The sequence below is a fragment of the Bacillus sp. 03113 genome (assembly GCF_006546985.1).
In the GTDB taxonomy this organism is placed as follows: domain Bacteria; phylum Bacillota; class Bacilli; order Bacillales; family Cytobacillaceae; genus VATK01.
The window spans coordinates 62218-75311 of record NZ_VATK01000021.1; the positions used below are offsets into that span (position 1 = coordinate 62218).

General features: G+C 33.4%; 10 protein-coding genes and 1 pseudogene. 2 read left to right on the plus strand and 9 right to left on the minus strand.

Annotation, left to right across the window (positions count from 1 at the left end; genetic code table 11):
- Nucleotides 1-330: 330 nt before the first annotated feature.
- On the plus strand, nucleotides 331-1344 hold the full coding sequence (locus FDO66_RS17800; protein ID WP_141434008.1) for an NAD-dependent epimerase: 1014 nt from the start codon (nucleotides 331-333) through the stop codon (nucleotides 1342-1344).
- Nucleotides 1345-1379: 35 nt separating this feature from the next.
- Here the strand turns inward: FDO66_RS17800 and FDO66_RS17805 are convergent, their stop codons facing one another.
- The 6 genes from FDO66_RS17805 to FDO66_RS17835 all read right to left on the minus strand — a co-directional run bounded on the left by FDO66_RS17805 (nucleotide 1380) and on the right by FDO66_RS17835 (nucleotide 9573).
- Nucleotides 1380-2936 carry a response regulator gene (locus FDO66_RS17805; RefSeq protein WP_141434009.1) on the minus strand — a complete coding sequence of 519 codons (1557 nt, stop codon included), beginning with the start codon at nucleotides 2934-2936 and terminating at the stop codon, nucleotides 1380-1382.
- A gap of 30 nt (nucleotides 2937-2966) precedes the next feature.
- Nucleotides 2967-4703, minus strand: a complete 1737-nt coding sequence (locus FDO66_RS17810) for a cache domain-containing sensor histidine kinase (protein WP_181444639.1) — start codon at nucleotides 4701-4703, stop codon at nucleotides 2967-2969.
- A 420-nt stretch (nucleotides 4704-5123) separates the two neighbouring features.
- The gene (locus FDO66_RS17820; RefSeq protein WP_258535775.1) at nucleotides 5124-6014 is read right to left on the minus strand and encodes a carbohydrate ABC transporter permease; all 891 of its coding nucleotides are present in this window, start codon (nucleotides 6012-6014) and stop codon (nucleotides 5124-5126) included.
- Between the two features lie 18 nt (nucleotides 6015-6032).
- On the minus strand, nucleotides 6033-6923 hold the full coding sequence (locus FDO66_RS17825; protein WP_181444640.1) for a carbohydrate ABC transporter permease: 891 nt from the start codon (nucleotides 6921-6923) through the stop codon (nucleotides 6033-6035).
- A 152-nt stretch (nucleotides 6924-7075) separates the two neighbouring features.
- Nucleotides 7076-8419 (minus strand): ABC transporter substrate-binding protein, encoded by a 1344-nt coding sequence (locus tag FDO66_RS17830; protein WP_258535776.1) that lies wholly within the window; start codon nucleotides 8417-8419, stop codon nucleotides 7076-7078.
- A gap of 26 nt (nucleotides 8420-8445) precedes the next feature.
- Entirely contained in the window at nucleotides 8446-9573 is a 1128-nt protein-coding gene (locus FDO66_RS17835) for a glycoside hydrolase family 172 protein (protein WP_141434011.1), read from the minus strand.
- 397 nt (nucleotides 9574-9970) lie between these two features.
- Between FDO66_RS17835 and FDO66_RS17840 the strand changes: the two genes are divergently transcribed.
- Nucleotides 9971-10636, plus strand: coding sequence for an SIMPL domain-containing protein (locus FDO66_RS17840; protein WP_141434012.1), 666 nt, complete (start codon nucleotides 9971-9973; stop codon nucleotides 10634-10636).
- Nucleotides 10637-10808: 172 nt separating this feature from the next.
- On the opposite strand, the gene FDO66_RS17845 is transcribed toward FDO66_RS17840, so the two are convergent.
- The 3 genes and pseudogenes from FDO66_RS17845 to iscB all read right to left on the minus strand — a co-directional run.
- The gene (locus tag FDO66_RS17845) at nucleotides 10809-11168 is read right to left on the minus strand and encodes a hypothetical protein (protein ID WP_258535777.1); all 360 of its coding nucleotides are present in this window, start codon (nucleotides 11166-11168) and stop codon (nucleotides 10809-10811) included.
- A 47-nt stretch (nucleotides 11169-11215) separates the two neighbouring features.
- Nucleotides 11216-12106: pseudogene (locus tag FDO66_RS17850) on the minus strand (IS1595 family transposase); the annotation flags it as partial.
- Nucleotides 12107-12182: 76 nt separating this feature from the next.
- Nucleotides 12183-13094: RNA-guided endonuclease IscB (gene iscB / locus FDO66_RS17855; protein ID WP_141434014.1), on the minus strand; the 912-nt coding region annotated here is incomplete at its 5' end.

A 13094-nucleotide genomic window follows, 5' to 3' on the forward strand; every position in this document is an offset into this window, starting at 1 on the left:
CCACAAGATGTAGAATGTATAGGCGTGATTGGTGAAATAAGACTTTTCTTTTGGCTTCAGCCCTTAGAAAAATCAATGAATCTCTACGGTGGCTAACCATCAGTGGAGGGTGGACGAACCCCCCACTGATGGAAGTTTCACTTTATTTGATGGCTCTGTTAAATAAAACAGTTGATTTTCGGAATATTAATGAAGCCTTGTTTCAAAGAATATGAAACAAGGCTTCATACGAATAAACCAATAATCGTATTTAACAAAAAATATTCTTTAACATAATCTATATGATAAATGTTGTAGTTCATAAAGTTTATCGAAAGGAACATGTAAAGAATGTCCAACCATAAAAAAATTCTTGTTACTGGATGTGCTGGTTTTATCGGCTTTCACTTATCAAGTCGATTATTATTAGAAGGCTTTTCAGTAATAGGAATTGATAACTTAAATGATTATTATGATGTAAACTTAAAAAAAGCAAGATTAGCATTATTAAAAAGAAATAGACAATTTTCTTTTACCTTTGCTTCAATTGAGGATTATAAAATGATCGATCAAATTTTTTCTGAATACACTCCTTCTATTGTCATTCATTTAGCTGCTCAAGCTGGTGTTCGATACAGCCTGGAAAATCCTCATGCATATATCCAATCCAATATTGAAGGCTTTATGAATGTATTAGAATCTTGTAAGAAATATCCAGTAGAGCATCTTTTATATGCATCCTCAAGCTCCGTTTATGGTGCAAATAAAACCATTCCATTTTCTGTAGAAGATCCTGTTGATCATCCAGTTAGCATTTATGCAGCTACTAAGAAAGCGAATGAACTAATGGCCCATACTTACAGTTATTTATATGAAATGCCTACAACAGGATTGCGCTTTTTCACTGTATATGGTCCATGGGGTAGACCAGATATGGCGCTATTTACATTTACACAAGCAATTCTAGAAGGAAATGCTATAAAAGTATTTAATTCAGGGAATATGAACCGGGACTTCACCTACATTGATGATATTATCGAAGGAATTGTTCGATTAATACCTCATAAACCAACCCCCATGCAATCTGAAAATCATACAAGTAAAGCCCCTTATAAAATATACAATATTGGTAGTAATCAATCTGTAAATCTACTGAAATTTATATCAGTAATTGAAGAAAAACTCCAAAAAAAAGCTAAAAAAGAGTTGTTACCTCTTCAACCAGGTGATATCCAAGAAACCTATGCGAATATAAATGATTTGATAAAGGATATTGGCTTCAAGCCATCAACCTCAATTGAAGAGGGAATTAATAAATTTGTGGATTGGTATATAGACTTCTATGACGTAAATAAAGATGGCTAAAGAAGTAAATAATTCTAAAATAATTTTAAAAAAACTCATCGATGATTAACCAAAAAATGTTCTGAACGATATTCGGTTGGTGATTTACCTACCTTTTTTTTAAAAACATGATTAAAATATCTTGGGTTTTCATAGCCAACCTGTTGACAAATTTTATGGATTTTTTCATTGGTTGTCCTTAATAGAACTTTTGCTCTTGTTACTCGAATTTCTGTCATATAATCGAAAATTGTTACTCCCACTAATTTTGAAAAAATACTACTTATATAAGCAGGACTTATGTGAAAACACTTCCCAATATCATCCAAGCTTATGCATTGATCAAAATTAGAATTTAGGTAGTTTTTTACATCTCCTATTAACTTTTCTTTATATGATATTTTATTTTCATCTAAATATTGTATTGTTCTACTGATTAAACTTTTTATCCAGTAATTAATATCTTGAATCGACCGAAATCCATTAATACTTTCAAAAATTTGAATCTTCTCCCCCAAAATACGTTCAATGTCCAAATCAAAATTATGTTGGATATATTTAGAAAAAGATTGTATAAATAGATAATATATATATTTTGATTTGTCTGGGTAAATTTTGTTTTCAATTGAGGTGATTAAAATTTGATCAAGTAACGGATATATTTGATCAAATATCACCTCTTGTTTCTTAAAGTGATCCTCGATGTCTATTATTATTTGTTTCATAACTGTATCATTGTTTTTTTGTAAATGAGAATAATAAGTAATAACTTGATTAAAAAATATCCCCATTTGGAATGCCTCTTTTGATTCCTTATATGACTTATGAGTATTAGCCCATTCCTTGTAAATATTGCTTAATCCTATGAAAGGAAGGACTTTCGTATTTTTTTGGAGAATAGTTGAAATGCTAATTAATTTGGAATCGTGAAAAGGTTTTTTGTTCGTGTTAGATAATAAAACAACAATAATTTCTTCTATTAAAAAAATAAAAGCGTTGTGCCCGTTCTCAGCAAAAAATCTTTTTAAATCTTTGAGAATCTCTTGAAACTTCTCATTGATATAAAAATTCCATAATAAATCTTTATGACCTATTGTTAATATTTGATAGGTTTTGTGGGGATTTTCTCTTTTTGTAAAATCAACAGAACGTCCTAGGATGATATCAAGGATATCCTTTTTTTCTGAATCTGATTTGTATTTTTGAATCTGCTCGATTTTAGTTTTTTCAGTATGATGTTTTTTAATTTTTTCAACCGTTTTTTTTATTGAATTTATAATATCATTTATTTCGATTGGCTTTACTAAATAATCAATAGCTTCAAGCTTTAATGCTTTCTGAGCATACTCAAATTCGGTATAACCACTAATAATGATAAATTCTATTTGTGGATAAACCTTTTTTACTTTACTCATTAAATCTAATCCATTTAATCCTGGCATTTGAATATCTGCTAAGACAATTTGTGGTATTTTTTCAATAATACACTGGTAGGCTTCATGACCATTTGATGCGCTTCCAATTATCTCAATTTGAAATTGTTTCCAATCAATTAACGAAATCAAACCGTCAATGACAATTTTTTCGTCGTCAACAATTACAAGTTGATACATATTATTTCACCTCTTGAACATACTTTTTATTCAAGCACATTTTATGGTTTGACGACCAATAGTAAGAATTACTTTTGTACCCTTATCTACCTTACTTTCAATACTTAAACCAAAGTCTGAACCGTAGTGAAGTTTTATCCGTTCATTAATATTTTTCAACGCATAGCCTGAATTGTTTTTCAAAGCCCCTTCATTATTGAATCCAACGCCATTATCAATTATTTCAAAAATAAGTATTTTATCTCTCTTTATTCCGTTTATTTCTATTCTTCCTTTGCCTTGCTTTTGTTCTAGCCCATGCTGTACTGCATTCTCAACTATTGGTTGTAACAGTAATTTGATCATGAGTTCATCCATTATAGAAGGTTCAATATCAATCACAACTTCTATTTTATGATCAAAACGAAGATTTTGAATTTGTAAATAATGGTTTACTTGTTCGATTTCGTTTCTTACTGTAGTTATATATTCTCCATTGTTTAAAGTAAGCTTAAATAGCTTGGAAAGACTTATTGCCATTTTTGAGATTGGACTAACTTTTGCTTTTTCTGCCATCCAGTAAATACAATTTAATGTGTTATATAAAAAATGAGGATTAATATGATTTTGCAAAGCTAATAGCTCTGCTTCTTTTTCTTTGAGTTGAGATTCGTAAAGCTGGACGGTTAATTTATTATTCCGATTGTATAGTTCAACAAATCGTTTTCCTATATTTCCAATTTCGTCATTTTCATCAAATCCATGATCAGAAATATTCTCTCTTTTCTCTAAATTTTTAGTAACACGTCTCAATATATCCAGTTGTTTTGTGATTTTATGTGCAATGAGCAGAGCACATATCGTGGCTAAAAGAAAAGAAAGTACTAATATTGATGCGGTAAATATCCTTAAATCATTTATTTCTTTAACAATAAGCTGGTATGGGATGATACTAATAATTTTCCAACCTGTATTAGCATTCGTATGAAAATTAATTACATATTTTGCTCCATTTATTGTATTAATAATGGTACCTTGTTTGCCATGCGGTTTTATAAGTTCAGCAATCGTTTGAGATTTAAATTTTTCCTTGTCTCCACTAAAATAAATTGTATTTTGCTTATCTACTATTAATATTTCTCCGTCTTTATTAATCCCTTTAAGTATTTGACTAAAAACACTTTGATCAACACTAATAATGGATAACCCTATTTCTTTAGATGTACCTATATCGCGAACGATTCTTCCAAACATTAAGGAATTATTTGTACCTTTTACAAAGCTCAATCCACCTCCCTTAATCCAAACTCCTCCCCACTCACTGCTTTTTAATTCCCCGTACCATTTAGTCATTTGAATACGGTTAAAAATTTGATTTGAATAATTATTTTCTCCCTGATTTATTTTAAGCAGTTCGTGATGTTCATTCCCTATATAAATTGCACTAATATAGGGGTTATTAACAATTGAAATATTGTTTAATATTTTTATAGAGGATGTCTCAAGTATATACAATCTTGGTGACGATTTTTTTTCTTGTAAATATCTTTGAATGTCATTTGATGAAAAAATAGTATTTGAAATATTTTCAACATCAACTACAAAATTATTAATATTTCCATCTAATACACTTAAAAAATTAGAAGTCGTTCTAGTAACTTTATTTTCAACGACTTTGTTGATATATAGAAACGTCAATGGTCCTATGATTAATAAAGGAATTAAAGTTGAACAAAGAGCAAGCAAAATTATCTTTGATTTAATGGATAGTTTTTTTGTTCTTCTCATTAACATCCCTCATTTTACTTAAAAATCACTTAAATTGTAATCGCTTACATATTATTTAAAACGAAAATACACAACAATTTTTACCCGAGGATTCATTCCTAACAAAAATGAATTAATCCAGCAATTAATGCTTTTTTTATAAAACCGTCGGGTAATCAGGTGAAGATTATCCTCCAACTGATTACCACATTCACCACACTTTAAAGGTCGAAGTCTTGACACCTTAAACAAAATCTTAAATGTGCAAAACTATTATTCAATAGTAGTTGATTAACTTTATCACGATATTGTCATTTAATAAAGTATTGATCTGTTTCTAGCTTATTGAAAAGTAAAATACACATCTAGACTTTTATAGAAAAATCAAGATGTCTCCTCTAATAATAAAACACTTATATTCATTAGCATGAATCCTTTGGATTATTCTTTTACAGCCCCTAAGGTCATACCACTTACTATATAACGTTGTACTAAAAATGAAAATAACATAACTGGCAAACTAAACGTAATCGCTGCAGCTGTCATTGGACCTAAATCTAAATTGTAAGCAGTCAAAAACTCGGAAATTCCTACCGTTGCTGTTTTGGAATTCGTACTCGTTAAAAGTAAAGCAAATAAAAAGTCATTCCAAGATAGCATCAACGTAAAGATTGCAGTTGTTGCAAGGCCAGGAAGAGAAACAGGTAAAATGATACGTAAAAACGCACCTATCCGGCTACATCCATCAACTCTAGCTGCCTCGTCAAACTCTTTTGGAATTCCATCAAAAAAACCGATCATCATCCAGATCGCAAATGGAATATTAATGCTAGTGTAAACTAATACGAGCGCTACCTTCGTATCAATTAAACCTAAATTTTGAATAAACATGTAGATGGGAATAGCAATGCTAATCATTGGAACCATTCGGATGCATAAGGTAAATATGAGAAATAGATTCCCTATCTTTGATGAATAACGAGAGAATCCATATGCTGACAATGAGCCAAGAAAAACACTAATTACCATACTAAAAATCGATATAATAAAACTATTCATAAAGTATTTTCCAATTGGTAAGTACTTAAACATTTCAATATAATTTTCTAGTGAAAGTTTACTTGGCCAAATGGTCGGTGGTACACTAACAGCTTCGGAGGAAGGTTTAAATGAAGTTAATAACAAATAAAAATATGGACCTAAGAATAAAAATGCAAGTCCACAAGTAATAACAATAATCATGATGCTCCATATATTTCTAGTCTTCCGATTTATCCCTGACTTTTTCAAAATTCTAATCGATTGCATGTTAGCTAATTGTTTTTCCATCATGGTTCAATCACCTCTTATTTAACTCTGTCTTTTACTTGGAGACCACATTCTTTTTATAAAGAACGAGCTTAATAGAAGTAGCAGGATAATAAATATTACCGCCATAGCACTTGATAAACCTATATTTCCATACCGAGTTAATGTTTTATACATAAATGTACTTAACACCTCTGATGAAAAACCTGGACCACCTTGAGTTAATACCCAAACTATATCAAAAGTTCTTGCTGCGTCTATTATTCGAATCACTAGAGCAACAGTTGCTACAGGTAGTAAAGATGGCATTGTAATGAAGCGAAAGGTTTGCCATTTGTTTGCGCCATCTATTTGTGAAGACTCGTATAAACTCTTTGGAATTCCTTGAATTCCTGCAAGAAGGACGAGCATCATAAAGGGTGTAGTTAACCAAATATCAGCAATTATTGTAGAGAACAGAGAAAGCTTAGAATTAGATAGCCATAGAATTTGATGGGGATTTGAAAGGAAACCTAATTTATATAGAATCCAGTTAACGATCCCAAACTGATCATTTAACATAAACTTCCATATCAATCCTGATACCAATGGAGCTAACATTAATGGACTTAATAGGAGAGTGCGAATAAATTGACTTCCTTTAAAACCGGTACTTAATAATAAAGCTAATCCTAGTCCAATCAAAAATTCGGACCCAACAGCAATCACGATAAAAAGAACTGTATTTATTGCTGATTTTAAAAATCGATCAGACGTAAATATCTCGACATAATGTAAAAATCCCACAAATTGTTTTGAAGCAGGATCATATAAATCATAAGTAAATAAACTATCCTTTAGAAGTAGAAAAATCGGATAGACGAAAAAAATTAACAAGAAGAGAGCTGAAGGTAAAAAAAACATGGTTGCCAACATTCCGTTTTTTTGACTCATTATGAACACCTCTCCATCATTTTTCAAAACATCGCTTGCTATAATCTACATGTACATAATTTTATCCACATCTATTTAGTTTTTTCATCAGTGTATATTTGTTATATAACAGATCAGGTGGAATAAATTCTCCACCTGATCACCTAATTGTTTTATGGCTCCAAAATCCCTTCAATGATATTCGCAGCCCAATCAAGAGCTTCTTGAGGAGTTTTTTCCCCTGATAAAGCATATTGAACAGCAGGGATGAGCGCTTCGCTTTCAATTTGCTGCCACTCCTTTATAGGAGGGCGATTTTGTGTTTGAGGTCCAGATAGAGTAGTCATTAATGGTTTTAAATGTTCATAACCGTCCTTTTCACTAAAGCTTTCGAATACAGATTTTCTAGCGGCTACCCCTAAAGTGGTCATGTAAAGTTCATTTTTATCAAATAAAAATTTCATATATTCTTTTGCTATTTTTTGTTTTTTGGATGATTTTGGAACAACTTGATACCATGGTCCCGGTACTGCACCGATACCACTTTCACCTGAAATCATTGGAGCTGAGCCCACTTTCCCAGCTACTTCTGACTGATTTGAATCGTTTGAAGGGACGTAAAAATGCCCCCAAGCAAGCATCATTGCAGCTTTTCCACTCCAAAAAAGCTCAGCAGTTTCGGCTGATGCTATTTCAAGTGCACCAGGAGGAACGGATTTGTCTTTATTTAGTATGTTCGTTAAAAATTCAAGTGCTTCAACATAAGGTTTAGTATTCACTAGAACCTTTCCTTTTTCATCCACAACGAGTGGTTTAGCACCAGCCTGCGCAGCATGATCCAACCAGCTCGCTACCGAGTCACCATTATTTGCACCGAATACAGTTGTACCATATAAATCTATTTGTCCATCCTTATCTGTATCTTTTGTAAAAAACCTTGCAATATCCTCATATTCTTTCCAGTTTTTAGGAGGTAAAAGATCATATCCATATTTCTCCTTAAAAGATGTCTTATTTTCTTCATTTTCAAATAAATCTTTCCGGTAAAGTAATGTTTTGGCATTCGTCCATACGGGCATACCTAATACCTTGTCATGATAACTTCCACCTGAGATCAACCCTGGAAATAAATCGTTTTTTACATCTTCTGTTATCAGATCATCTAGAGGTAATAAACCTCCAGCAAGGGAAGGAAACCACAGTATATCAATAGTAGCCACATCATAAGCTCCTGCACGGGAAGAAATCTCAGCCTTCAATTTATCATAAACACCAATATATGGAACAGCTTCGATATTCACATGATAACCTGATTGCTTTTTGAATTCATTAGCTGTTTGTTTTGCCACTTTAAATGCAGGACTTCCTCCTTCAACAAGTACGGTTATTGATTTATTATTTGAATTTTTATCATTATCTTTTGTTCCCACAGTAGATTGATTTCCCGAACATCCTGAAAAAACAAAGGCAGCGATCATCAAAGAAATAATAGAAGCAAAATATTTTTTTCTATTCAAATTGATCTCCCCCTAAAATGACATAATTATTTATCCCATAATCCATGTTCAGGCCATCTTCTTGGGAGCCGGTCTTCAACTGGTGGCAGCTCAGGAAGTGGTTTATGTGGTTCAAGTTGATACCAATAAGCAACACTTGAATAATCATTTCCTTGATCATTTGCATGCCCGTGTTCAATGGTTGCTCTAAGGGATTTCGTGAATCGAATAGGGTCTTCTATATGAAAACGATACAGACTCCATTTACCAAAGTGTTCTTGAAGATCACTACCTAAAGAAATTCCATGATATGGTCCAGCATATTCCCCACTTGGAAATCCCCAAGCAGCATTAAAGTAATCCTCTGTTCCTGTACCATGTAAAGATGGCGGCCATATTTCTCCATCTATAAAAAACATATCATCTCCTTCACCCGGCCAAGTGAATACTTGATTAGAAGCATTAAAATTATCAATATTTAAAACGCATCCTACATAATGTCCTTTTCCTACTGCATCTAAAATGACATAGTTCTCGTTGCCGGTGAGGTTTTTACCTGGTAGTTCCCACGGGGCTGGATTCTCATCTGTTGATTGATGGACAACTTTTACACAAGGATTTTCACGATTCCATGTTGCATGAAATCTCCCCATATCTTCAGGAATTTTGTCCTTTTCATCATAGAGCTCATAATCTACATAATAAAACAGATTTTCAATACGCTCTTCACTTTCATTGATTAATTGAATGACAGCGCTATCAGAGAATGGCATAGCAAAATAACTGTTCATTGCTGCAGCAAAAGGCCCTTTAGGTCCTCTTTTTTCTCCAGTGACCATGCTTAATGGAAGTGAAACATAATGTTTACATGTTGCATGTCCAATCCCAAAGAAATCCCCAAGTGGTACTCTAACACTTGGATTATCTTCACCATCCCAATACATTTCAAGAACTAATTTTCGTAAGTATTGAGGAGCATAACAACGAGTAGTCATCCAAATATGTTTAATGCATCCTGCTCCTTTTATATCAGCTAATGTTGCAGTTTTCCCAGGTTCTACTACTTCAAAATCTCTATTTCCTCCAGTACGATCCCAACTTGATTCGCGCTTTGATCGTGCTGCTTTAATAATTGGTAATCCTCCTAAAGGACTATTTGGCTCCCAAACATTCATGATTCTTTCTCCTTTCTTATTTAGGTGAATTAATATTTTTGATGTTCAACAATTATTTTCATCCTTATTTTTTAACAGAAAGAGATATTGGTAGCGTTTACATTTTTGGTTTTATAAATAATGCCTTTTCATTTCCCCCTTTGTGAGCCGATATTGTCATTTCCTTTCTTACAACTAAATATTAATAGAAAAAAATCAGGTTGGAAATTCTAATATTTTTTAAAAGTGTTATATATTTTTAGAATGTAGTGAAGATTTTCTTTCTCAAACTTAATATATAGTAAATTTTTTATCCTAACCTCATAAGCGTGAAAGTAGACATAAAATAGTTGTAGGGTAAATAGTCTTAATACAGAGAGATTTGCTCTGTATTTTTTGATATAAGGGGGATCACAAAATGGAGTACAGTCAATCGATGCCTCGTCCATTACATTCAACTCGTTCAGTAAAAGATCATAAAAATCTATTAAGAGTGTCAGGAGAAGGAAGTGTTTCAGTTCCTCCTAATCAAGCAATCATTACATTGGGGGCTTTAACGGAAAATAAAAACTTAACGGCTGCTCAAGAAGAAAATGCAAAAACAATGACAAAAATCATTGAATCTTTAAAAGCACTTGGCATATCTGATAGAAATTTGCAAACCGTAATCTATCGAATTGACCCCCAATATGATTTTGAAAATGGAAAACCAATTCTACAAGGATATCTAGTCCATCATCAACTCCAAGTCATCAATGATCAAATACAATTAACGGGAAGAATTATTGACACTGCTGTCCAAAATGGAGCAAATTCAGTAACTACGATTCAATTTACGGTAACTCCTGTAGAAACATATTATTTTCAAGCCTTATCAAATGCTATAAAAAATGCCCAGCAAAAAGCATTAACAATCTCTAATGATATAGGGGTTGTACTTAATAAAGTACCAAGTTCAATTCAAGAGGTTCAGCCTTCGATATCTCCAATCCCTTATTCAGCAGCCCTAATGACACCAACACCCATCCAACAGGGAGAAATAAAAGTTAACGCTAAGATTATCATAGAATACACCTATTCCTAATTTACATGATAAAAACGCAGAGCTGATAACTTTGCGTTTTTATTTTTAGGCTCTGTTAAACTTTGCTGTTGATAATTGCATAAAAACTGGAGGGAACCGTAATCAGTGATTCCCTCCAGTTTATTAAGCCAAAACAAAACGTTTACTAAAATAAAACTAAAAGCCAATTTGTTTATTTTGTGATGAAATCAAGATAAGATTGCTCGTCCGAAAATTGCTCATTTCTCATGAAATCTTCTGAAATGATGTAAGTTCCATATAAGTTGCCTTTTTGGATTTTGAAAAAGCATACTTCTTTTAGAATCGGACTTTTTTGGGGCTTTATCGTATCCCTTGCAATTTCTAACCACTCATCATGATTTTGATTTGTGTCTTTCTTGGTTACTCTTTTTCCCCATATTGTCACATCACCCTTAATGATGATGGCAATATCATGTTTGTGTAAATTGCTTGGATTAATATGAGCCATAATCGCATCTGCATATGTGGCAATAAATCCACCCATACAGTCTATATTTTGTTGGTCAATCACTGCCTGAATCATACCCCCCAACTTAAATTGTAATAATCTTCTATATATTAACATCTTTTGTGAAATTGTGAAATAAAACAAACTAAACTATAAATTTTGACAGTATCTGTCATTTCAAATACAAACGAAGATAGTAGGAAATCCTTGATGTTATGCTTGGTGTTTTCATTACTGCGACTATCCATAAACAAAAACCAAGCCAGATAGTTGTCGAGATATTTTGTCGCTACACCTTTAAAGCGGTCTATCCATCGTTTCAAGCGAGAATGCCAACCGTTTACGTTTTGGATATGATACAAGCCCTTGATAACATGATTGCCATTGTTGGACTTAATACGATAATGCTCCAATCCCTTTTCTTTGGCGTAGGTGGAATAGGCTCTCCAAGCATCGGTCACAAGCACATTGCCAGAATTCAATTTCGAGCCGATGAGTGCATCTACCATGGTTTTTACAACACGTCCCAAACAAGCGACTTTGGAGACCGTCGCTTTTCTACGGTCTCTGGCGACAAGAACACAGACCTGTTCGTAGCTAATGCCTCGGTGTTGGGACTTCCCGCCACGTTTACGAGGCTTACGGGAAGTAATGCCACGTTGTCCCTTTTGCGAGTACAGGAAATAGGTCTCGTCCACTTCCACTATACCTTCAAACTGCTCGAAATCCAGTTGTTTTAATGCGTTCAACAATTTGTGTCGCCAATAGAACAATGTCACCCATGTCACGCCTACAACTTCTGCTGATTTCCGCAGGGAGTACCCTTTTAACATGCAATCTACAAACGTAATCCACTCGTTACCTTTGCGATTGCGGTACAAAACGGTATTCGTTGTGTCCTTAAAAGTCTTACGGCAACATTTACAGCGATAGCGTTGCCGACCATTGTATGCGCCGAAGCGAACCACATGCTCCGCTGTGCAATGTGGGTATTGAAACCCCTGGTCATATTAAAATATAACAATTCATAATAAAACATATTAAAATGACCAGGACTCACCTCCTTTAGCTATTTTTTTAATACCAGAAAATTTTGTTGAATCTCCAAATTAATTTTAAAGGTTTTATCCCATATCTTTTAAGAATTTTTCCATCTATTGTTGTCATATTAAACTGTTTTCTTTTTGGGTATAAAGCTGTAATATAGCCAAAATATTTTTCCCCATTTCTTTTGGTATAACAAACGTAATCTCGATGTTTAAAATCGGCTACTTCCTCTGTTTTAGCTTTGCTCTTTCTGCGCATCGGCTTTATGACCCAGTCCTTGATTTCGCATGTATGTGAAGTGACTTCTAAATTTGTTGTCACGATGGCGTCATTGCTGTGACTCTTTTCAATCTTCCAATCAATCCGTTTATTTGCTGTGTCTCCTCCTGTTGTAAGTGTTAAAGGGTCCATCTTTTTTAGTTCTTTCCGTAAATACTTTTTCCCTTGCATCACATGCATAGCGGCTCTAAAATGGATCTTTTTGCCACCGATGATGGCATAGAATCGCTCAGCATGATCTATTTCTTCCCCATTAATCTGATCGTGACAGGAGTTGCACAAAGTAATGAGATTTACTATTGAATGAGCTCCCATTAATCGTCTCGGTGTAATGTGGTGAACCTCTAACCTGCAATCGGTTTTCCCGCAGCTTTGACATGTATATTGATCACGCATAAGAGTTGCGATCCGTAAATTTGCATCCAAACGATATGATTTTTGATAGTGCCATTTATAAAGTTTTTTTTCCTCGCTTAGTGCACGAATATCGATTTGAACATCCTCTAAATAAATGTGATCCATTCGACACCATTGCGTTAATTTTTTGACCACACGAAGTACGGCTTCTTTTTTTTGTTTAATACTTGGGGGGATTCTCCCTTTCCTTTTCGATGCACTGCGATTATCGAATCTTTCTTTTCGATATTTTTTATGCGATCTTCT

What these genes read in the sequence shown, in the direction of transcription:
- FDO66_RS17800 (WP_141434008.1), top strand. Translation starts at nt 331, where the DNA reads ATGTCCAACCATAAAAAAATTCTTGTTACTGGATGTGCTGGTTTTATC.
- FDO66_RS17805 (WP_141434009.1), bottom strand. Translation starts at nt 2,936, where the DNA reads ATGTATCAACTTGTAATTGTTGACGACGAAAAAATTGTCATTGACGGT.
- FDO66_RS17810 (WP_181444639.1), bottom strand. Translation starts at nt 4,703, where the DNA reads ATGAGAAGAACAAAAAAACTATCCATTAAATCAAAGATAATTTTGCTT.
- FDO66_RS17820 (WP_258535775.1), bottom strand. Translation starts at nt 6,014, where the DNA reads ATGATGGAAAAACAATTAGCTAACATGCAATCGATTAGAATTTTGAAA.
- FDO66_RS17825 (WP_181444640.1), bottom strand. Translation starts at nt 6,923, where the DNA reads ATGAGTCAAAAAAACGGAATGTTGGCAACCATGTTTTTTTTACCTTCA.
- FDO66_RS17835 (WP_141434011.1), bottom strand. Translation starts at nt 9,573, where the DNA reads ATGAATGTTTGGGAGCCAAATAGTCCTTTAGGAGGATTACCAATTATT.
- FDO66_RS17840 (WP_141434012.1), top strand. Translation starts at nt 9,971, where the DNA reads ATGGAGTACAGTCAATCGATGCCTCGTCCATTACATTCAACTCGTTCA.